We start from the raw sequence: 23,077 nt of genomic DNA on the forward strand, positions 1-23,077 counted from the left end.
AATTATAATATTGATACACCACCTTACAACTTTTTTATAAAAAAATATCGTACAGGATTTCCTGATGTATAATGAATTTGGCATAAAACATTACAAAGGAAAGTGACCCTGTACGGCAAAAACATTATACAGCGAAAAAACACTGATAGGCAGACTTCAGCAATATTTTTTGATCTATTTTGAAACTTTTTCTGTTCCGACAGCAGATACCTTATTTCTGCTGATATTATCTATACTGAGCCGCACACAACGGTTCCAACTATCTAAATGGACACTGCTTTGTGAGAGTCATGCTCTGCGTACCTGTCTGGAATGGGGATAAAGTATCTCATCTTTCATTGCACATATACAGAGAAACTGGGTCAGAAAACAGCGAAAGCATATAGGATCGATCTAAGCAGTATTTTGGTTTAGTTGCTTGTGGAGAGCAAGACAAAGAGAAGCTTGAGGAATATATTACGGAATTACATAAAAAATATAAACACAAACAGAACAGAGATTAAAAAATCGGATATTTCGTTGGCAATAGAAGAGCCAACGGAAAAAAATACTTTTATGAGAACCGATTTCCTTTCCGATGCATCTAATTAGTGTAAAAGTAAACATGAATAGTAATCCAGCTGGACAAAAGGAGAAGACAAAGTTATGACAAAAGATGTATTTATTAAGGAGGTTCGGGATGCAGAAGCCATGCTGTATCATATATCGAAGTCCATTCTGAAGAATGACTCTGATTGTGGGGATGCTGTGCAGGAAACAATTCTTAAGGCATATGAAAAACTTTCCACTTTAAAGAAAGAAAAATATTTCCGAACATGGATCACAAGGATATTGATCAATGAATGCAAAGGGATTCTTCGGAAAAGAAAAAATGTTATTCCATATGAAGAATATATGGACAATATGAAAATGACTGAGGAGGACAGATACAGTCATCTGTATATGGCGATTATGGAACTTCCGGAGGATCTGAGAGTTTTGGTAACATTGTATTATTTAGAAGGATTTTCATTGAAAGAGATCAGTGAGGCTCTGGATATTCCGGAAGGAACGATCAAAAGCAGACTTTCACGTGCAAGAGAGTTTTTGAAGGTGCAGTTATCCGAAGAAGAGAAAAGACTGGCAACTGGGAAAAACAGCAAGCAATTAAAGAGAATAACAGGAAAGGGGAAAATGTCATGTTAGAGAAGAAATGGAATAATATCGCACCGGAAGTACCACAGGATTTTCATAATAAATTTGAAGATACACTAAAACAGATTGAACAGGCGGATTCAGTTGATAAAAAATACAAAAGAAAAAAAATCAGTGGACGATTATTGATTGCAGCAGCAGTAATCTGTACTGGTATGGCTGTTACTGTGGCTGCAAAAGAGTTCTTTAAATGGAATGATTACCTGGTGAAAAGACTGGATCCATCGGAGGAACAGCAGGAGACACTGCAGGAATCAACTTATATTCAGAATATAGACCAGTCTGTAACACAAAATGGTGTGACGGTTACCCTGACAGATTCTATTCAGGATCAGGGATTCCTGTATGCTTTTTTTGAAGTGAAAACAGATGACAGTATTTCTATGACTGATCATACTTCTTTTGAGGAGATGACACATTTTAAGATCGATGGAAAAGAAGTATATGCAGTGGACGATAACAGATTTGGAAGTTTCAATACTGGGGTAGGACAGGATGTGTTACTGAAAACAGATCAAAATTCTGCACATCTTAAACATTTTAACGCCTGTATATCTTATGACAGTGATTATGATCTGAGTAATAAAACAGTAGAAATCACATTAAAGAATCTTACGGAGGAAGGAGATTATGATACGACTGTTATTACAGATGGAACATGGGACTTTAAATGGACTCTGGGTGCAGTAAAGCCTCCGACAACTCTGGAAGTGAACCGGAAATGTGATTTTGGAGGTTATGAAATCACAGTGAAAAAAATGGAAGTAACGCCCCTTTTATGGTCATTATATCTTGATTATGATGAAGCTATGAAGGTGTATGAAGATGAAAAAAACAAATTTGAGTATGCAGGTACGGACTATGGCATGGATCTTTATGCCAGAACTAGTATTGACCAGGTGCGTTATAAAGATGGAACGGTTTTAACACTTGATAGGACCATGGGAGGCATCGCTGGCGGTGGAGAAAAACAGGATAAGGAAAACGGTGTCCTGATCATCAGAAACAGCTTCCCGCAACTGGTTGATGTAGATAACCTGCAGGCGGTACATTTTGGGAACATTGACCAGTGGCTTGAAGTGCGGGAATAAAAGTTTTTTCGGTGATACAGAAAAATCCTCCCATAATTAGAGAATGAGAAAATACAAAAAGAACCGATACAAGGTCTTTGCAAGACTGATATCGGTTCTTTTTGGCTAAGTCTGCCAAGCCCATTACCTTTAGGTGATGGGTAGTTGACTAAATATAGGCAACCGTACAGTCGGAAAAATGACTCTGTAACAAAAGACCGTTTTTCCGGCTTTTCATTTTATCAGCAGTGAGGCATTCATACCGTTTGAAAATCTGTGAGATCTGAGTCATTGGGGTATGTCATGACGGGTAATCAAATATATGACATAGATTCTGCAATTGTAGAAAATGGGATTGACTTTCTAATTCTACAGATGTAGAATTAGAGATGATTTCTACAAAAGTAGAAAAAGAAGGGAGAACACAAGCTGAGGCGCAGACTCACAGACCACTATGATTACGATGTGACCATGTGGGATTCACTTGTGATAAAAAAGTTGCTGCAGCGTATAAACTACATCAAATAGATACGGAGGATAAAATGTGTGGAATCTGTGGATTTACAGGTTATAGACAGGATCAGAAGACAGTAATTGAAAGGATGATGAAAGCCATTGAGCATAGGGGCCCGGATAGTGAGGGCTCTTTTTGCAGGGAGAAGATTACGCTGGGCTTTCGAAGACTTAGTATTATTGATTTAGAAGATGGGCAGCAGCCTATGGAAAGTGCGGACGGAAACCTTCATATTGTTTTTAATGGAGAAATCTATGATTATAAGGAACTGCGGGCAGAACTTGAGGCTTTCGGCATTTCTTTCTGTACCCATTCTGACACGGAGGTTCTGATAAATACTATTCAGCAGTATGGGGAGAAGGCACTGGATAAGCTCAGGGGAATGTTTGGTTTTGCTGTATGGAATGAACAGGAGCAGAGTTTGATGCTTGCAAGGGATTTTTTTGGAATTAAGCCTGTGTACTATGCCGAAATAGATGGACACTTTGTATTTGCTTCTGAAATTAAGAGTATCCTTGCATTTCCAGGCTATGAAAGGAAAGTAAATCAGAAGGCACTGGAGCAGTATTTGTCATTTCAATATTCCCCTCTGGAAGAAACTTTTTTCAGGGGGATTTATAAGCTTATGCCAGGTCATATGCTTTTATATAAAAACGGAAACTATGAGATAAAGACTTATTTCAAAACAAAGCTTGCACCAGGCCAATGGGACCGTAAGACGAATATGGAGCAGCTGCGGAATCAGCTTGCAGAGAATTTAAAGGATTCAGTGGAACACCATATGTTAAGTGATGTGGAAGTCGGCGCGTTTTTATCCGGGGGAGTGGATTCCGGTTATCTGGCTTCTTCCTCTGGTGCAGATCAGGCATTTACAGTGGGATTCGATGAGGGAGACCGATATAGTGAAGTAAACAAAGCTGCCAAAGTGGCAGAAAAAGCAGGTTTGAAACACCATGTGAAAATCATATCCAAGCAGGAATTCTGGGATGCCCTTCCAGATGTTATGTATCATATGGATGAGCCCCTTGCTGATGCTTCCGCCGTTGCACTCTATTTTCTCTCAAAAGAGGCGGCAGGTCATGTCAAGGTTGTTCTTTCCGGAGAAGGAGCAGACGAGCTTTTCGGTGGATATAATATTTACAGAGAACCGGAATCACTGAAAAAAATTGACTGGATTCCATTTGGTGTCAGACGTGTAATTGGAAAACTGGCTGCAAAGCTGCCGGATGTGAAGGGACGGGATTTCCTTATCCGTGCAGGAATGAAAGTGGAAGAACGTTTCATCGGAAATGCATATATTTACCGTGAAAAAGAGAAAGCGCAGATTTTGAAAAATAAAGTAACAGGACCTTCCACACAGGAATATTTAAGACCATTTTTTGAAGAACTTGAGTCAGAAAACAGAGGATTACTTCAAGACATGGAAAAAATGCAGTCTGTAGATCTGAGATACTGGCTTCCTGGCGATATTTTGCAGAAGGCAGATAAAATGAGCATGGCACATTCATTGGAAGTCAGGGTACCATTTCTGGATAAAGAAGTTTTTGACTTTGCAGCCAAGCTTCCGAAAGAAGCCAAGATTGCAGCGGGTACAACCAAATATATTTTCCGTAAAGCTGTTTCCCAATTCATACCACAGGAAACCGATGAACGTAAGAAACTTGGTTTTCCAATTCCAATCCGTGTGTGGCTGCGGCAGGATGACTGGTATCAGATGGTAAAGGAGTTATTTACCTCGAAAGAAGCAGAAGAGTTTTTTCATACAGATAAGCTTCTTTTACTTCTGAAAGAGCACAAAGAGAAAAAGGCAGATAACAGCCGTAAAATCTGGACAGTTTTGACATTCCTTATCTGGTATGATAGATTTTTTGCTACATGTTCGAAGTGAGAGAGTTGGTTATGAGACGGTAAAAATATAAATATACGAAAAATCCGTTGACAATGGTATTTGGGACTTTTATGATAAAACTTTATTTGTTTGTATAGAAACTTTCGGATTATTGGAGGAAGAGTTTAAGGAGTATGTGGGTGGAAATCTGAAAGATTTTACGGTTTTGGATGCTTTCGACTCATTGTTCTTAAATGGAAAGGCAAATCAGGAAGCGCAATTTCAGCAGTTTGCTTCCTTGGAAATCCACAATTGCAGTCTGTGGCATCTAGTAAAGGAGTTATATTACTATCCTGTATATTTGTTGGATTTATTCTTTTGTTACTTTACAGAGAAACATTTGTTCATCTTAGCATAATTTACAGAAGAGAAAAATATAGTGCAGGTAGTAGTGTAAGAAATGTGATCGAACCAAAAGACCTTGGGATGCAGTCCGATTGTGACGATGCATGTAACTGGGATGATAAGGAGAATATTTATGATTGAAGCTGTAGCAGTACTTCTTTTTTTTATAGTTGCAGGGACTCTATGGGGGATAATAGAAACTTTTAAATATAGGAAATTTTTTTCAAAAGACTGTGAAAACGGACAAATCTCCACTATTAAAGCGTACCGAATAAAGCGACGTGGATCCTGGCGGATTTTTGGTGACCGTATTCTAGATGAAAAATCGTTTCTGGTAATGAGGGAAAAGGAGTCAAAGTTAAAAATTCATTAATTCAATAGCGGGGTATTTTAAATGGCTGAACAAAATGTTTTTAATCTGATGCAAAACGATGAGATTGGGCTGTTGTGGAAAAAGATATATCAATTACATCAAAAAACCAAAATTTATCTACTTACAGCCGAAGAAATATCAGAAAATGGGGATGCATTGATTCAGCCATTAAAAGAGCACTGGGATGCATATGATCATATTGTAAGGATTTTTGCAAGCACAACCAAAAAAGTGCCGGAAGGATACGATTACTATTCTTATATCAAAGGAAACCTTGAGAAAGCATATGGACATGAGTATCGTGCTTTTTTTGATACGGCAGACTGGCTTGCATACAATCTGCGGCATAATTTAAGAGAGCGCATAAATGCGATTCCATATAATAAAAGAAATCAATTAATCCCAAATCGCAAAGAAACAATCAAATTATTGAACCAATACCCATTTGAAATTTCTAATCTACGAAATGACAAGGATATAGTAAAAGAGTCTGATTCGGATGAGACAATAAAAGAATATGAAAATTTGCTTAGGCAATTAATAAAGTTATATAAAGAAATTGATTCAATTTGATGTTGATACTAAAACAATTAATAGACTGATTGATCGTCGAAAGGTATCTGTTTGTCCATATCAGTGATATGTTACTCCATAAGGATAGTTCAGGAATATGTAGAATATTACACTTGCAAAAAAAATCTGAGTGCAGAAGTGGCAGACCTTTTTTACAAGTGTAATACGGTTTTGCTTTCAAGAGCGACTCAACGACTTGAATATCAGACAATTTAGAGGAATACATTTTATCTGGAAAAGATATTTCTTCAAATGAAAAAATAGCAAAGCATGAGGTCTGGGTGAAAGAATTGCTGAAAAAATATTCGGATATTAATGCAGAGAACATTCATGCAATTCTTCAAAAAGAAGTAGGACTGGTGTTTGTACATGTGCTGGAAGAGGCCGGAGTTTATAAATGCACACCAAAAGGAAGAGAAGATTTTATGCGTTTTGTGGACAGTTTATAGGATGTGTTTTGACCGTGATTATAATGAATGCTGTAGTATAAAGTACAAAACTACAGAATAAGAGAATATTTTATAACAGCAGTTGCAGCCGGCATCTCATGATATATAAAATGAGAATATCGGCTGCTTTTTATTATTTATTTTTACCCCTAAAAGGTAATCTGCTGAAAACCAAAACTGTAATTTGGATCGCAACTGAAAAAAAACAAATTTTTTTGTTACCATCCACTATTTTTTACGATATATAATATGAATGAAAATATTTTTATTCAAAAAGGCGCCTTATCTGTTGCTGGTCAGATTATGGACAGTGACTTTTATTTTAAAGAAACCCGGAGGACAACCTGTAAATGAATGATGATGAAATTATAAATCTGTTTTTGAAAAGAGATGAGAATGGAATTATAGAATTGAGTACTAAGTATCATCCCTATTGCTACAAGATTGCCTGGAATTTATTGGCGAATAGAGAAGATGCCGAGGAATGTCTGAATGATACCTGGTTTTCAGTATGGTCTCAGATTCCTCCTACGCAGCCTCCTGTATTGGCACATTTTTGCGGTCGGATTACAAGAAATCTTAGTATTGACCGTTTAAGGAAAAAGTTTGCAGGCAAGCGCCCAGATGTTCATATGGCAGATGTTATGGATGAAATGGAGCAGCTAAATGTAACTTATACAGTGGAAGAACAGCTGGCAGAAAAAGAACTGATGGAAACCATAAATCGTTTTTTGGAAGAAATGTCTCCAAGAGACAGAAATATTTTTGTACGAAGATACTGGTTTTTAGATCCTGTTTCTGCAATATCCAAAAGGCATCATATGTCAGCGGGAAGCGTGAAAATGAATTTATACAGAAACCGGAAAAAGCTGTTGAAACTGTTGGAAAAAGAAGGAGGACGCATATGAAAAAGTTTGATTTTTCAAAAGAATTTGGTAATATTGATCCGAAATATATAGAGGAAGCAGAGCGGGAATGGAGTGAAAAAAAGGAAAACCGGAGACTAAAAGGGTGGAGCAAAGCTGCTGCTGCCTGTGTGATCGTCACCTTGGGTTCTGTTATCTTTTCTAATCCACATATCCAGGCTGCAATAAAAAATATTACATTGTCCATAGGAGAAACACTTGGTTTCCCCAAAAGCATTGAATCTTATACGGAAGTGTTGAATTCCTCTAAGGAAGACAAAGGAATTACTGTAACATTAAAAGAAGTTGTTCTGGATAATGGGGTTCTGTTAACAAAGGTGCATGCAGAAAAAACATCTTCCGGGCAAAAGGGCACGGATGATGTCCAGGATGCCTGGTCTTTTGCCAATACACAGCTTGACATTGATTATCAGAAAACTACAATAAATGGACAGAAAATTGAAGAATACGAAAGCGGACACTATCTGCCGTATTCGGATGAGGATTTACTAAATACTGGACTGGATGAAAATGTCTATGATGCTGTTCTGGAATCCCGCTTTTCCCTTGATGAGGATTTGGGAGAAAATCCGGAAATACATTTGGTACTTGGTGCCTATCAAAATGAAAATCTTGGCGAAGATTATTTTGCAGAGTTTGAGTTTGATTTTTCTATTCCCCATGCGGAGCTTATGAAACAGACAGTTCATAAAAAACTAGAAGGTGTTTCTGTTAAAACAGAAGAAGGAACCGTAAAATTAACAGACTTTTCCATGAATAAACTGCAAAGTATAATTACGGCAGAAATTCCGGAAGGACTTGAGGAAAAGCTGTATAATGGTAATGAGATGATGCTTATGGGGACAGACAGTAAAGGAAATCATGTACAGTATGAACTGCGCAGTAATTCGGCAGATGGTAAATCTCAATGGAGTTTTAAAACCAGTTTCTGGGGCATGTATCAGTTGGATTCTGACGGCCCGGTTCTTTTGCTCCCGGATATTGACAGCGATTATCTGGAATTACAGCTTTATACCAGAGAACCTTACATGGCTACTGCAGACACTGTCTGGGTTGATGACGATTTTGTAGAAATTGGTGAGACTACAGAAGAGGTAGAAGAGGTTCCGGAGGATACTTTGGAGGAAAAAAATCCGTCAGATGCAGAGGATCAGGTTGAAACTCAAATTATCGGAGGGGCAGATGCTCCCACAGAAGTAAGGCTTCAAGACGATACAGACCAGAAAGAAAATACCGACGCAGCAGATAAAACGGATGAAGATTATGGAACCGAAGAAAGCGCATATGATGGAACTACAGGTGAAATCACTACAGAATCTGGCTGGACACCTGTCGGTGATAAAATAAGGATTCAGATTAGGTAGAGAAACGTGAATCTGTTTTCAAAAATTCCATGTCAAAAAAGCTTTGCATACCTGTTTTTTCGCTGTAAAAGGTAAATCGCTTTTCATTTAGCAGAATTTTTTTTATAATCCAAATGAGAAAGCAAAAACGATTGGAAGAACAGGAGCAGAGCAAATATGAATATTGGAACGCAAATATTAAAAATACGAAAAGAAAAGGCGTTGACTCAGGAGGAATTTGGAAAAATATTTCATGTTACCAGACAGACTGTGTCTAATTGGGAGAATGAAAAGAGTTATCCGGATCTACAGATTCTCATAGACATCAGCAACCGTTTTGATATTTCTCTCGATGTCTTAATAAAGGAAGATGCCAAAATGGTAAAAACCATGGACAAAGAAAGAGTTCTTGGATCATTGAAACGGGAAAAGTCTGTTATTGACTTTTTTACAGGTGCAGGAACTGGAATTGTAATTAGCTGCCTGTTTTCAGCCGATACAATGGCCAGAACGGTTACCATTGTATTAGGCGTGGTCATGATCGGAATTGGATGGTATCGCGAAGCAAAATATGACAAAAGATTGTTCAGATATATGAATGATGAAGAACGGTGAGGTGGAGAGCATGAAAATCTGGCGTGAACTGTTAGGCTATGTGAAATTGCTTGTAATAGTAGTGGCGATTATCCTGGTTATCAACAATGTTGTTTTGATTAACGCAAAAATCCCTTCACCCTCCATGGAAAAAACACTTATGGTGAAGGACCGCCTTTTCGGTTTTCGGGTTGCGTATGGAATCAATCTTAATTTGTTCGGTCATGAAATTTCTGAAAAGTTCAAGGATCCGAAGCGATTTGATATTGTAATATTCAAATATCCAGATGATGAAAGCCGTCTTTTTATCAAAAGAGTGATCGGACTGCCGGGAGAGGTAGTGGAAATCAAGGATGGGAAAGTTTACATTGATGGTTCACCAACTCCATTGGATGACTCTTTCATTCCGGAGAAGATGATCGGAAGTTATGGTCCATATACAGTTCCGGAAAACTGTTATTTCATGCTTGGTGATAACCGGAATGATTCGAAGGATTCACGTTTATGGAAAAACAAATTCGTGCGATTTGACCAGATTGAGGGGAAAGCTGTTGTAAGATACTATCCATCTTTCAAGTGGTTAGGATAATAAGAAACGCGAATATCAGTGGCTTATTAGGCACTGGAATATTCGCGTTTTTTATTTGATAATGGAAGTCGATTTTTGTCCTGTCTTGTGTGTCCCAAAAGTGCCTGTTTTACAGGCTTTCCGGGGTATCAGTCATTTTGTCTGGTATTGTAAAGCAGTGTCAGATTTGTCGTAAATGTCGTAAATTTGTGGTCAAAAAATGATGAGAAATGGAGAGTGCTAACAAAATGAAATTAAAGTATACGAATGTAAATGGATATCTGCTTCCGGATCTTACTTATAAATCCGGTGAGCAGATGGAGCAACTTGGCAAGTATGGTTTTCTTCGCAGAGATTATCTGAAAAACCATCGAAATTCAACCTATCAGGTGATGCTTCTGCAGGATACGATTGGAAAGCATCTTCTGGAAGTGGACAAGTATTTCCTATTATGTATTTAACATAATATATAACAAGAATTCTCCTACCTCTGCAGATAGTGAGATGAATTGTAGATCTGAGCATAAATGCTCAAAAGAATTTTATAAATAAAAAAGGAAACACTTGTTCCTGTAGATGACTTGTATTATAATGAAAAAGAACATATTGTTCAGTAATGGCAATTGCAATCATTTGTAAACAGGTAGGAATAAGGTGAGGAAAATAAATCGGGCAGTAAAAGTAAGAATCTATCCAAATGCAGAACAACGTGTACAAATAGAAAAAACAATCGGCTGCAGCCGATTTATCTATAACTGTATGCTTGCTGACAAAATGGAACATTATAAAAAAGAAAAAAAGATGTTAAGGAACACACCAGCCAGTTACAAGAAAGAATATCCCTGTCTGAAAGAGGTGAGAACTATCCCAAATAAGGTACAAAGTATAGATCATTTGTACTTATTGGGATAGTTTTATTTAAAGTTGACTGTATAAAAATTATTAATTGACAGACTATGTTATTTTACAATTATTCTGTCTTTGGTGCAGAACCAGTATTAGAGATTAATTTAATATACTGACTCGGTGTGACACCTATCCGGGAATGGTTCCTGGATTATCCGGAAACAGAGATCCATCACCGCCATGTTTCCCATCTGTATGGTCTTTATCCCGGAAACCTGATTACAGAAAAAACCCCGGAGCTTCTGGAAGCCTGCCGGGTGGCTCTGGAAAGGCGCGGGGACGAAGGAACCGGATGGTGTATGGCATGGAAAGCATGCCTCTGGGCCAGACTCCGGGACGGGGAACATGCACTGGGGCTTTTGAAAAACCAGCTCCGTTATACCAGGGAGGAAAATATTTCCTGTGTGGGAGGCGGCATTTATCCCAATATGCTGTGTGCACACCCACCGTTTCAGATCGATGGGAACTTTGGCTTTGCAGCTGCGGTTGCAGAGATGCTTATCCAGAGCAGGAAAGGGCATATCCTGTTGCTTCCGGCACTTCCGGATGAATGGAAAGACGGAAATGTCCGGGGAATGAAGGTACAGGGTGACATCACAGTTGATTTCGAATGGAGAGATGGCAGGATACACAGGGTTCGCCTCTGTTCTTCCCGTGAGCAGAAAGTAACGCTGGAATGTAATGGAATTTCAAAAACAATATTTTTAAGACCTGATGTGACAGAGGATATGATTTTGGGTTGATCCGTCCTGAAGGCCTGGAAATCATAGACAGCCGTATCATGTAAAAAGCACATGGTACGGCTGTTTTTATACCCTAATAGGACCTGATGATCATAAAAATTTTGAACGATTTCGGGAGTGTTTTTATCTGAGATAATTTTTTTAAAAATATTTGCAACCTTTTTAGGGATTCGCACGTCTAATAAGTAGAAGCACATAAACAAAGGCTTTTATACAACATTTCCTGACGACCGGTCTGATATAGGAGAATGGAGACGACAATGAATGAGGTTTTGATACGAAAAGCGAAGAAAGGCGACAAAGATGCTTTCTGCCGACTTATGGATGAGAATGTACAGAGTATGTATAAGATTGCGGCAGCATATCTGAAAAATGATGAAGATGTTGCGGATGCAATACAGGATACGATCCTTTCCTGTTATGAAAATCTGAAAAGTCTGAAACAGAACAGATATTTTAAAACTTGGATGATTCGAATCTTGATCAACAAGTGTAAGGACATGATACAGAAGAAAAAGCTGGTTACTTATACGGATCAGATGCCGGAAACACCTTTTCACGAAGAAGAATATGCGGCAATGGAATGGGCACAAGTATTAGAAACATTGGATAGCAAATATCGTTTGGTTGTTCTTTTGTACTATATGGAAGGATTTAGTGTCCGGGAGATCAGTGACGCTCTGGATATGAAGGAAAGCACTGTGAAATCTCGTCTTCATCGTGGTAGAAAACAGATTGCAGAGATGTATGGATATAAGGTTAAGGAGGGACGTGTTTAATGATGACTTTAAATAATAATGAGAAAGACTTCCAGGAAAAACTTCAAAAGGATACAGAAATGCCGGCAATCGTGCATGAACGTATCAATCAGGCATATCGATTGATTGAAAATAATGCTGTGTTACAGAAAAAAGCACCAAAGGATCCATATCACTGGATGAAAATTGGAGGCAGGGTAGCAGGAGGTATGGCAGCGGTACTGGCAGTCGGATTTATATTCTGTGCAACCAATCCAGTAATGGCAAAGAATATCCCGGTTGTAGGAGGGCTTTTTGAAATCTTGCAGGATAATGTAAGTTTCTTTGGTGATTTTTCGGATTATGCAACAACCTTGGAATCCGTTGATGGAACAACGGCAGATGGCAGTGAAGCAGATGGGGACAAGACAGGTAATGCCACTAGTGAGAATGCTTACATTAAAACAGCAGATGGGCTGACAATTACATGTTCTGAGGTATATGCCAACAGCCAGGCAGTCTATATAACTATGCAGTTTAAGAGTGATAAGCCATTTCCAGAAACGTCAACTAGGGCGGAAAGTGGAACACCGGTCATTGATCTGGATATGACTGGCGGTGTGGACTTTGATTCAGAAGCTAGTCCGGTGATCGACGGTCAGGTGGAAGGACAGTTTCTGGATGACAACACCTATGCATGCATTTTCCGTTATGATCTTGCTCAGGCGGCAAAAGACTATACGGAATATAATGAGAAATACAATGAAATGACACAGCAGGTAATGGATGAGATGGGAATAACTCAGGCGGACTTAGATGATCAGACGGATGAAGGTTATGCACTGCTGGAAGAGTTTATCAATAAAGTATCTGAGCGTGGTGGAGCATATCAGAAATATATTAAAGATATTGAGATTCCGGATACTTTTAATCTGCATCTGGATATCACGAAGGTAAGAGGGCTGAAAGCAGACTATGAGTGGTCAGAAGCGGATGATGAAAACTATGGAAGGGATGCCGGCTACTACAAATATGAAGGTGACTGGAGTTTCGATATCCCGGTTACAGTAGATAATTCCCGGACAGAAGTATTGGAACTGAATGATACAAACGATGCTGGTATCGGACTCAAATCCGTAATTCGTTCTCCGTATGAACTGACGGTAAATGAACTTTATAAGGAAGGATCCAACAGTGACTGCTTCATGGTAGCTCTTGATGCCAACGGAAACACACTTCCATATAATGAGTCTACTGGAAACTGTAATAACTTCGCAATTCAGGACAGGGATATTTCGACAGTAGATATTTATTTCCTGGATTATATCCAGTATATGGATGAACTGAAGGGGCAGCAGAATTTTGATAATCCTACGAAAGAAGACGGACAGAAATGGAAAAAACTTCTGGAGGAAAATGCAAAGTACCATAAGACATTACATTTTGACAGTGACAATGCAAAAAACTAATTGATTCAAAGAAAGATAAATAAGACATGAGACCAAAAGAAGTGATAGGGCAATCAATGAGAACCACAAAATCGGCAAGACCAGGTTCAGTTGTTTATGTGCCGATGGATAAATCGGAATTCAGATCTATTATATTTTCAGAAAAGAAGAAAAATAAAATCAAGAAAATTGTAATATTGATTATATTGATGATTTTTGTTATAGGCTGTTGTATTTATGCAGGTATATCTTATTATTACTCATATCACTTCTTTTATGGGACGACCATCAATGGGATTGACAGTTCAAATAAGACAGCATATGAGGTTGAGCAGGAGATTGCTGGGAAAAAGGATAACTATACTATTCAGGTAAGGGCAAGAATGCAGGACCCGCAGGCCATTACAGGAAAAGACATTGATTATAAATACGTATCCAGCGGTGCGGTTCTCCAGCTGCTGAAAACTCAGAAATCATGGGAATGGATCGGCAGTCTTTTTGAAACAAAAAACTATATGGTTCAAGAAGAGACTTTTTTCAGCCGGGAGAAACTGGAAGAACAGGTAAATTCATTAAATTGTGCGAAAAAAGAGAATCAGATAGCACCGGAAAATGCGTATGTAAGTTTTGTTAACTCAGAATTCACTATTGTGCCAGAAACGGAAGGCAACGAATTAAATACCAAAGAAGCTTATCAGATGATATGCAGGGCAATCGATAACGATGCGGCAGAGGTAAATCTGGAAAGTGATCCAAAGGCTTATAAGAAAGCAGATGTGACGAAAGAAAGTTCAGAACTTCAGAATATGGTAAATACATATAAGAACCTGACAAAAGCAAATATCACATATACATTTGGAGACGAAACGGTAACACTCGATGGGAATACCATCAAAAACTGGCTGCAGTTTGACGAGAAAGGGCAGCTGCTCCAGAATGATGAAGCCTTCCGGCAGCATGTAGTGGATTATGTGGCACAGCTTGCAGCAGATCATGATACAGTTGGCACTGAAAGACAATTCCAGACCACAAGCGGAAGGACGGTGTATGTATATGGCTCAGCCTATGGATGGAAGATTGATCAGGACAAGGAAGTAGCACAGCTCATGCAGGAAATTCAGTCAGGAACCCAGACAACCAGGGAACCGGTATATTCTATGAGGGCAAATGCACACGGGATCAATGATCTCGGAGATACATATATAGAGGTAGATCTTACAGAGCAGTATATGTGGTATTATCAGAATGGAAATATTATTTTCCAATCAGAAATCGTATCCGGACTGCCAAGCGATCCGGATAGAAAAACACCCCCTGGAATATTCACACTGAATTCAAAGAGCAGTCCGTCCGTGCTGCGAGGTGAAATGACAGCAAATGGAACCTATTCTTACGAACAGCCGGTAACATACTGGATGCCATTCAATGGAGGAATTGGCTTTCATGATGCAGACTGGCAGCCGTATTTTGGTGGTGACAGATATCTTACAGGTGGTTCTCATGGATGCATCAATCTTCCACCAGAAAATGCCGGACAGCTTTATAGTCTTATTCAGTATGATGTCCCGATAATTTGTTTTTACTAATTCTATATTCAAGATGTACAGGACAGGAGCTAAGTTGTAATGCAGCTGGCTCCTGTCCTTCATTGTCAACAGTATCAGATTGGCGCATGATCACCATTTCGGTAATCCAGAACAAAGCAGGCATGATGTGGAAGTGGCAGAGCGATTGGTAAAAGCTAGCAATCTCTTCCTTTCACAAAGAGTGAAGAAGAGAAGGCACATTAATGGGATTGACGTATCAATACTGGAACCATATAATGGGTACAAAGAAAAATTTATTTATGGAAACAAACACATTGACAGAGCATGCAAAAGTGCTGTGATTAAAGTTTAAAACGAATCCTTATGAATATCATAAGTAATGCTGTCAAATACAATAAAGAAAAAGGAGTAATACTGCTTAGCTATTATGAAACACAGGTGGATGACAGGCATATACTTTTTGAGTTCCACTGCAAGGACACCGGGGTTGGAATGAGTAAAGAATTTCAGAACCATATTTTTGAACCATTTACTCAGGAAACAGGTGGTGCAAGATCTGTTTATGGAGGAACAGGTCTTGGTATGCCAATTACAAAAAAACTAATAGAGAAAATGGGCGGTACGATTAAATTTGAAAGCGAGAAAAATGTAGGAACCACATTCATGGTACAGCTTCCATTCCTTATTTCTACTGATATGAAGCAGGTAGAAGGCCAGGAAGATGATGTATCAATTGAAGGCATGAGAATCCTTTTGGCTGAAGACAATGAATTAAATATGGAAATTGCGGAATTCCTTCTGACAAATGCAGGAGCAGAAATTATAAGGGCTTCAAACGGCAAGGAGGCTGTTGAAGTATTTGCAAAATCAGGTGTTGGTGAGATCAATGTAATTCTGATGGATATTATGATGCCAGTTATGGATGGACTGGAAGCTACCAGAGAAATACGTATAATGAACAGAAGTGATGCATCTGCTGTTGTGATTATAGCTATGACCGCCAATGCTTTTACAGAAGATAAGACTAAAGCACTGAAGTCTGGAATGGACGATTATCTTACCAAACCACTGGAGTCAGAAAAACTGATTCGTGCCTTAAGTAGATATAAACACAATTAACAGTAACGTTCTTATTAGCCTGATTCAGCCATAGAAACAGGGTGTGGTACGAAATATTATGCGTAAATTTATAAAATGGAACAGTAATTCAGACAAAGAGGGGCATATCAATTGGACAATGATATGCTCCTCTGCCGATGTTTGTTAACTGATGCATTTTGTTTATATATTCCCTTATTTTGTACATGGACTCTTTTATATGGAAGGTGTATAGTGAATGAAAACTATATGATGAAAATTATGGAGGCATAAGATCATGGCTGACTTGATAAATTTTGTTACGCTGTTGAATGGAAAATTTGATAATAAGGATCAATTTGAAAAAATAAGTAAGACAAATCCACAGTATCCATATGCAAAGCATATCAATACAATATGTAATTCCAGAATTGCAAATCTCCCAAATGGTTTCGAAGGCGTATTTATGATTGAAGAGAGCTATTATTCTGTACAGGGAACTACCCGCTCTTCTTCACATTTGTTTCTTTTCATGGAAGAAAGTAATTCAATAAAACTTATTTCTTATGAGATACCGGAAGGATATGATAAAAAGAATTTTACTTACAAAATGTTCAAAGGTGCCGACTATGATCAGCTAAAATGTTCTGCAAAATTTACTCCTGCATTTTTCAGAAAATCAGGTGATATATGGGAAGGCGGAAGTGTAAGTATGTTTTCTCCCGTATTGAAATTTTCTCTGCATGAAAAGTTCACTGAAAATCAATTGGAAGTATCAGAGTCCATGGAAGTAAATGGGAAAAGAACTTTTGGTTATGATGAGCCGATTATTTACAAACGAATAAAATAGAACATTGACAGGAGATGCTCTGCTAAAAAGATTGATTTATTAAGAAGAGCAGAATTCCTAAAGAAAGAGGAATACGTATGAACATTGTTTTTTCATCTGATAAGAAAGAATATAATACTATTAAAAAAGGTACTGAAATACTGCTGGCTGAAAATGACGGTTTCAACCAAAACATAGAATTGTTTGTTAAATTTCAGGACAGACCAGAAATATTGATCAATAAAAGAAAAAACCAGATTCATATCATCTGTCGGGAAATATCTCATTATTACCGGGCACTTAATTATGCCATACATCATATGGAAGAGGATGAATTTCAATATCAAGAGCATGTCTGCTTTGAAAGAAACGGTCTTATGCTGGATTGTTCCAGAAATGCTGTATTTACAGTTGAAAAGGTGAAATTCCTGATCAGGACACTGGCAAAACTTGGAATGAATGTACTCATGCTTTATACAGAAGATACCTATGAAGTAGAGGGGCAGCCTTATTTTGGGGCTTATCGAGGAAAATACACCAAGGACGAAATAAAAGAGCTGGATGCTTACGCTTCCATGTTTGGGGTAGAGCTTGTTCCGTGTATTCAGACCCTGGCTCATCTGCACAATGCGCTGAAGTGGCCGGGAATGGATAAGATTCGTGATTCTGCGGACATTCTCCAGCCTGAAAAAGAGGAAACTTATCAGTTTATTGAAAAGCTGCTCAGCTCAGTAAAAGAGAATTTTTCTACCAACAGGGTACATCTTGGAATGGATGAGGCTGTCATGCTGGGACTTGGAAATTATCTAAAAGAAAATGGATATAAAAAAGGGTCACTGATAATCAGGGAACATTGTAACAGGGTCGTAGATATTTGCAGAAAATTAGAATTAAAGCCTATGATATGGAGTGACATGTACATTACAGCAAATTCTACAGGCGGATACTATGATCTGCCCGAAAACACGGACTGCTCCAAATGGGAAAAACCGAAAAAAGATTTAGGATTAGTATATTGGGACTATTATCATGATGATACCAGAACCTATGAAAAAATGCTGGATATCCATGCGCAGCTTTCGGATAACGTTATTTTTGCAGGAGGATCTTGGATTTGGAACGGAATTTCCCCCAATTATTCTAAGACCTATGCGTGTACCAAGGCAGCTCTTTCTACTTGTAAAAAATACAATATAAAAGAGGTGCTCTGTACAGCATGGATGGATAATGGTGCAGAAACCCCGGTGGATGCTTTGCTTCCGGGACTTGTACTTTTTGCACACCTTGATTTTCACGGAGACTATGACGAAACAATCCTTAAGCAGGAGTTCAGGAACTGCACAGACGGAGAATTTGATGATTTTATGGCACTTGACAATTTTGATTCCTTATTCTTAAATACGAAAGAGAATAAAGAGGCTCAAAATCCTTCAAAATATCTGTTATACCAAGATCCAATGTTAGGCATTTTTGATTATCATGTGAAAGAAGCAGGTGTCAATACAAAATCTTACTACCAAAACATACAGAAATGTATGAAGGAATGTGCAAAAAAAACAGGAAAATATCAGCTTTTATTCTCATTTTATGAAAAACTGGCGGCGGTATTATCTGATAAAGCCGATTTGGGCATGTGTATAAAATCAGCATATGACAGATCGGACAGAGCAGCGTTGAAAGATATCAGTCAGAATGTTATTCCTGGAATCATCTGCAATCTGACAGATATGAAATCATCAAGAGAAAAAATCTGGATGAACGATGCAAAGCCATTTGGTTATGAGATTCTGGATATAAAAATTGGTGGCGTAATTACAAGACTTAAAAGTACAGGATACCGGATTGATAATTATCTGAATGGAAATGTGCTTCGTCTGGAAGAGCTGGAAGAGGAAAGACTTCCCTATTTTACCAAAGGAATGGACAAGCGGGAGAACTTATGGAATCGCATCATCAGTGGATGTGATTTGAATGACACGATCTGATAAAGGTAAATGAAGGGAATCAGGCTACATATGAAAATTCTAGTGATTTTAATAATTTTTGTATTTGCATTGTCTCTCTTTCGAATGATTCTGGAATGGAGTAAAAATAATAATAAATGTTCTCACCAGCGTTATAAACGATCAGAAAATAACGGTTTATACAGGAAATCAGAACTATTCTCACAGAATGGTTTTGGTTTCCTTTTTTGCTGTTACAAATCAGTTACAACTGCAATATAAAATTTAATGTATAATTAACCTGTGAAAAGATATTTATAAAAACATGTGAGGTAATAATTATGAAGGCAAGAATTCTTGTGATAGAAGACGAAATGTCAATCAATGACCTGCTATGTATGAATCTGGAGATTGCAGGGTATGAAACAGTAGGATATCTGGATGGAAATGAGGCATATGAAGCAATTATTCAAGATCATGCGTTTCAGTGTGCACTTGTAGATATCATGCTTCCCGGAAGAGACGGCTATAGCCTGTTACCGAAATTGAAGCAATATGAAATTCCCGTAATATTTCTTACTGCAAAGGGAGATATCGCGAGCAAGATAAAGGGATTAAAAGACGGTGCGGAAGATTATATTGTAAAGCCATTTGAAATGCTGGAAGTGATGGTCCGTCTTGAAAAAGTACTGGAACGTAATGGCACTGTACAAGAACAGATTCAAATTGGTGATGTCATCATTGATACTGCAAGTCGTACTGTTACAAAAATGGGCATGGAAATCTATTTAAAGCCAATGGAATATAACTGTCTCATGGTGTTCGCTAAAAACCCGAATAAAGCACTGACCAGGAATCAGATCCTGCAGGAACTGTGGAATGAAGAGTTCTGCGGAGAAACAAGGACTGTGGATGCACATGTGGGTCGTATCAGGAAAAAGCTTGGCTGGCAGGATAAGATTAAAACAATTCCCAGAATCGGTTACAGACTTGAGGTGGATTTATGAAACTCTTAATAAAGATTTTTTCTCAGACTACATGTATCATTCTGTTGGTATCGTTAGGGATCTTTCTTTATACCACTTATTGTTGGAAAAATCAGAGTATACAGAATATCAACAGTTATGAAAGCAGTATATTTAGAACAAATATCTTACAGTTTGAAAATAAAACAAACCTTTCCGACGGTCAGAAACAGAATACCGACAACGAAATGCGCCCCCAAATAGTTACTTATGCTTTTCGGCAGGTTTTTCATGACAGCGCGGTTTTATATCTTGATGGAAAAATGACCTATAATGGAACTGTTTATGAATTCGATGTAAAAAAGTTAAGAGAATTATGTGCAAGTAAGGCAAACATGGTGGATCATGGCAGCAACAGTGATGGTCATGGCCCTATGATCAGTCAGATAAATGGAAGGACACTTTTGTTATTTTACTATGGCAATGTAAATATGGGATATCAGATTGTTACTTATAAAGATATAACAGATGTAATAGAAAAAAGTCATCTGCTGTTTTTTCAGACGGGTGGATTTACTTTATCTTTGATCGTGGTGATGGGAATTATCCTTTATTTGAGCCTTAGAAAAATCACAGCACCGCTTACAGGCCTAAGAGAAGCTACGCTTCTTGTTTCTGAAGGTATTTATGATTTTAAAGTACCGTCAGAGGGAAATACAGAACTTGCGCAGATAGGTGCAACCTTTAATTTTATGACAGGTAAAATAAAAGAACAAATTGAAAGTCTTTCTAACATAAACCGGACACAAAAACAGCTTATTGGAAGTCTGGCTCATGAGCTGAAGACCCCAATGACTGCAATCATAGGCTATGCAGATACATTGCTTACTGTGCGCCTAACCCCAGAAAGGCAGGAGAAGGCTCTGATTTATATTGAAAATGAATGTCGCAGGCTGTCAAGACTTTCTATGAAAATGCTGGAATTAACCGGACTCTACGAAGCTTCGGAAGACTCATTCAATCCAGCTGAAATACAGGTGGATAACTTCCTGAAAGAAGTAAAAGAACTTATTGATTGCAGGCTTCAAGAAAAAAACATCTCTCTTGATGTATTTTGTGAACCAAAAGAATTGGTAAAGAAGTTTGATCAGGACTTAATGATAAGTGTAGTGACAAATCTAATTGATAATGCAGTCAAAGCTTCCAGGAAAGAATCTAAAATTGTGCTTGAGGCAACCCCAGACCATCTGATGGTTCAGGATTTTGGAAAGGGAATACCGAAAGAGGATCTGGAAATGGTGACGGAACCATTTTATATGGTAGACAAATCTCGTTCCAGGGCAAAAGGAAGTGTAGGGCTCGGTCTTTCTTTATGTCAGAAAATTATAGAACTGCACGATTTCCAACTGAAGATTGAAAGCAATCCGGGAAAAGGAACTACCGTCTCTGTTTTCTGGTAATCACACTAACGTTTACATATCAGTTACAAATCGCGAAAGATTTGGTGTAATGCTCGATGATATACTTATAACAACCTTAGAAAGGAGATATTACCAGAAATGAGAAAAAACATAAAAAAGTTTGCAGGAATAGTGCTTTGTATTGGAATGTTTACAGGATGCGCACAGACCCCGGATTCTTCTTTGGTAAAGCCGAAGGGGAGCAAGGCTGTAGATGCTTATACGGAAGCGGATGATGTTAGCGGTTCTAAAGGAGAAGCATCTGAAAGCAAGAACGATGACGGTTCAGAGTCAAAGACAACCATCAGGAATCTCATTGATGCTCCTCAAAATTATAAAAGCCATGTGGAAGATGACAGTGCCAAGCTCGTGGTAAATACAGATGCAAGCGTAGAAATTCCGGAAGTGGAAAAGATATCTGCTATTTCTGTCACTGCGGCAGAAGTCACCCAGGAGCTTCTCGACCGTATTACAAACGCATTCTTCTCAGAGGCAAAACTTTATACCATGGATAGTTATTACGTGAAGACAAAGGATGAAATTAAAAAAACTCTGGATGAACTAAAAGAAGACGTTGCAAACGGAAACCTGGATCCGTATAACTATGGAACAAACGATGATGGGAATTATGTCTATGATATCTATGAAGATATTGAGACATGGGAACAGGAATACGAAACTGCTCCGGAAAAGAAAACCCTGACAGAGGCAAAACCTGTTGCCGGAAATTCTTTCAATTGTATTGCACAAATGCCAGACGATTCACAATACTACTATATGATATCTTCCGATGGTTCCGATACCTTATCAGTCAAGATCAAGAAAGCAGCAAACAAGGGCGGGAAAAAAATACCGGAAGATGCAATGTGGTGTGACTACGGATATTCTGAAGAGGAAGAAAAACCCACAGAAGAATCTATCGGGCTGTCCCTGGATGAAGCAAAAAAACTTGTAAAGGAAAAATTTGAAAAAATGGGCATCACAGATTTACAGTTTTCTAACTGGAATTACGCGGTGTGCAAAAGTTTTGAAGGCGATAATAGTTCAGGTAATTTTGGAAATGGATATAGAATTGATTATGCACGTACCATAAATGGTGTGCCGGTAACTCAGACAATTGCAGACGGTGGGGCATTGGAAGATATGGACAGCACGATGGAAACATGGTCTTATGAAAGTCTCTGTTTCTATGTCGATAAAGATGGCATAGAAAGCATGACTTATTCAAATCCCTACACAATTGGTAACATAAAGACAGAGAATTTAAATCTTCTTTCATTCAGCGAGATTATGAAAATTTATGAAAAAATGATGGTGGTAACAAACGCTGATAATATGCAATATGAAAATTCCAGAGTCTATAATATTGATCGGATCGTTCTTGGCTATGCCAGAATATATGAGCCGTCTACTGACGCACACACAGGTATTTTGATCCCCGTCTGGGATTTTTTCGGCAGCATGACTTCAGAAAGTGAATATAACGGAGAAACAGAATCAAATACCAGTAAAGATCCGAATGAAAGTTTCCTTACCATTAATGCCGTGGATGGCAGTATCATAGACCGGAATCTGGGTTACTGAC

General features: G+C 38.2%; 22 protein-coding genes and 1 pseudogene. All 23 read left to right on the plus strand.

The window, feature by feature from the left end; all coding sequences use genetic code 11:
- The first annotated feature begins 645 nt into the window (after positions 1-645).
- The 23 genes and pseudogenes from MUB50_RS08070 (at position 646) to MUB50_RS08180 (ending at position 23,076) form a co-directional block, all read left to right on the plus strand.
- Positions 646-1,185 carry an RNA polymerase sigma factor gene (locus tag MUB50_RS08070; RefSeq protein ID WP_118513957.1) on the plus strand — a complete coding sequence of 180 codons (540 nt, stop codon included), beginning with the start codon at positions 646-648 and terminating at the stop codon, positions 1,183-1,185.
- Positions 1,179-2,285 carry a DUF4179 domain-containing protein gene (locus tag MUB50_RS08075; RefSeq protein ID WP_244790825.1) on the plus strand — a complete coding sequence of 369 codons (1,107 nt, stop codon included), beginning with the start codon at positions 1,179-1,181 and terminating at the stop codon, positions 2,283-2,285. Before MUB50_RS08070 ends, MUB50_RS08075 begins: the two co-directional genes overlap by 7 nt.
- A 521-nt stretch (positions 2,286-2,806) precedes the next feature.
- Complete coding sequence (gene asnB / locus MUB50_RS08080) at positions 2,807-4,666, plus strand: asparagine synthase (glutamine-hydrolyzing) (protein WP_118513953.1); 1,860 nt, start codon at positions 2,807-2,809, stop codon at positions 4,664-4,666.
- A 478-nt stretch (positions 4,667-5,144) separates the two neighbouring features.
- Entirely contained in the window at positions 5,145-5,384 is a 240-nt protein-coding gene (locus MUB50_RS08085; protein ID WP_110103542.1) for a hypothetical protein, read from the plus strand.
- Positions 5,385-5,405: 21 nt separating this feature from the next.
- On the plus strand, positions 5,406-5,957 hold the full coding sequence (locus tag MUB50_RS08090; RefSeq protein ID WP_118513951.1) for a hypothetical protein: 552 nt from the start codon (positions 5,406-5,408) through the stop codon (positions 5,955-5,957).
- Between the two features lie 281 nt (positions 5,958-6,238).
- Positions 6,239-6,406, plus strand: coding sequence for a hypothetical protein (locus tag MUB50_RS08095; RefSeq protein WP_173738925.1), 168 nt, complete (start codon positions 6,239-6,241; stop codon positions 6,404-6,406).
- Between the two features lie 350 nt (positions 6,407-6,756).
- Positions 6,757-7,314 carry an RNA polymerase sigma factor gene (locus MUB50_RS08100; protein ID WP_244790827.1) on the plus strand — a complete coding sequence of 186 codons (558 nt, stop codon included), beginning with the start codon at positions 6,757-6,759 and terminating at the stop codon, positions 7,312-7,314.
- On the plus strand, positions 7,311-8,696 hold the full coding sequence (locus MUB50_RS08105) for a DUF4179 domain-containing protein (protein WP_244790829.1): 1,386 nt from the start codon (positions 7,311-7,313) through the stop codon (positions 8,694-8,696). Before MUB50_RS08100 ends, MUB50_RS08105 begins: the two co-directional genes overlap by 4 nt.
- Positions 8,697-8,852: 156 nt before the next feature.
- Positions 8,853-9,290, plus strand: a complete 438-nt coding sequence (locus tag MUB50_RS08110; protein WP_118608730.1) for a helix-turn-helix transcriptional regulator — start codon at positions 8,853-8,855, stop codon at positions 9,288-9,290.
- Positions 9,291-9,300: 10 nt separating this feature from the next.
- Positions 9,301-9,858, plus strand: a complete 558-nt coding sequence (lepB, locus tag MUB50_RS08115) for a signal peptidase I (protein ID WP_244790831.1) — start codon at positions 9,301-9,303, stop codon at positions 9,856-9,858.
- 227 nt (positions 9,859-10,085) lie between these two features.
- Positions 10,086-10,277, plus strand: a pseudogene (locus tag MUB50_RS08120) (TnpV protein); the annotation flags it as partial.
- A gap of 214 nt (positions 10,278-10,491) precedes the next feature.
- Positions 10,492-10,749 carry a helix-turn-helix domain-containing protein gene (locus tag MUB50_RS17160; RefSeq protein WP_244790833.1) on the plus strand — a complete coding sequence of 86 codons (258 nt, stop codon included), beginning with the start codon at positions 10,492-10,494 and terminating at the stop codon, positions 10,747-10,749.
- A 116-nt stretch (positions 10,750-10,865) separates the two neighbouring features.
- The gene (locus MUB50_RS08130; RefSeq protein ID WP_244790835.1) at positions 10,866-11,486 is read left to right on the plus strand and encodes a glycosyl hydrolase family 95 catalytic domain-containing protein; all 621 of its coding nucleotides are present in this window, start codon (positions 10,866-10,868) and stop codon (positions 11,484-11,486) included.
- Between the two features lie 260 nt (positions 11,487-11,746).
- Entirely contained in the window at positions 11,747-12,265 is a 519-nt protein-coding gene (locus tag MUB50_RS08135) for an RNA polymerase sigma factor (RefSeq protein ID WP_005423085.1), read from the plus strand.
- Positions 12,265-13,692, plus strand: coding sequence for a DUF4179 domain-containing protein (locus MUB50_RS08140; protein WP_244790837.1), 1,428 nt, complete (start codon positions 12,265-12,267; stop codon positions 13,690-13,692). The genes MUB50_RS08135 and MUB50_RS08140 overlap by 1 nt, the downstream gene beginning before the upstream one ends.
- 362 nt (positions 13,693-14,054) lie before the next feature.
- Positions 14,055-15,257, plus strand: coding sequence for a L,D-transpeptidase family protein (locus MUB50_RS08145; RefSeq protein WP_244790839.1), 1,203 nt, complete (start codon positions 14,055-14,057; stop codon positions 15,255-15,257).
- A 127-nt stretch (positions 15,258-15,384) separates the two neighbouring features.
- The gene (locus MUB50_RS08150; RefSeq protein WP_215706534.1) at positions 15,385-15,570 is read left to right on the plus strand and encodes a hypothetical protein; all 186 of its coding nucleotides are present in this window, start codon (positions 15,385-15,387) and stop codon (positions 15,568-15,570) included.
- An 11-nt stretch (positions 15,571-15,581) separates the two neighbouring features.
- Positions 15,582-16,337 carry an ATP-binding response regulator gene (locus MUB50_RS08155; protein WP_244790841.1) on the plus strand — a complete coding sequence of 252 codons (756 nt, stop codon included), beginning with the start codon at positions 15,582-15,584 and terminating at the stop codon, positions 16,335-16,337.
- Positions 16,338-16,593: 256 nt separating this feature from the next.
- Positions 16,594-17,145, plus strand: coding sequence for a hypothetical protein (locus MUB50_RS08160; RefSeq protein ID WP_110104231.1), 552 nt, complete (start codon positions 16,594-16,596; stop codon positions 17,143-17,145).
- A gap of 77 nt (positions 17,146-17,222) precedes the next feature.
- The gene (locus tag MUB50_RS08165; RefSeq protein WP_244790843.1) at positions 17,223-19,109 is read left to right on the plus strand and encodes a beta-N-acetylhexosaminidase; all 1,887 of its coding nucleotides are present in this window, start codon (positions 17,223-17,225) and stop codon (positions 19,107-19,109) included.
- 299 nt (positions 19,110-19,408) lie between these two features.
- Entirely contained in the window at positions 19,409-20,074 is a 666-nt protein-coding gene (locus MUB50_RS08170; protein ID WP_005423065.1) for a response regulator transcription factor, read from the plus strand.
- Positions 20,071-21,492 (plus strand): sensor histidine kinase, encoded by a 1,422-nt coding sequence (locus MUB50_RS08175; RefSeq protein WP_118626521.1) that lies wholly within the window; start codon positions 20,071-20,073, stop codon positions 21,490-21,492. Before MUB50_RS08170 ends, MUB50_RS08175 begins: the two co-directional genes overlap by 4 nt.
- Before the next feature lie 99 nt (positions 21,493-21,591).
- Positions 21,592-23,076, plus strand: coding sequence for a DUF6034 family protein (locus MUB50_RS08180; RefSeq protein WP_244790845.1), 1,485 nt, complete (start codon positions 21,592-21,594; stop codon positions 23,074-23,076).
- The last annotated feature ends 1 nt before the right edge of the window (position 23,077 follow it).

Source organism: Blautia sp. NSJ-140 (genome assembly GCF_022868965.1).
Taxonomy (GTDB): Bacteria; Bacillota; Clostridia; order Lachnospirales; family Lachnospiraceae; genus Blautia_A.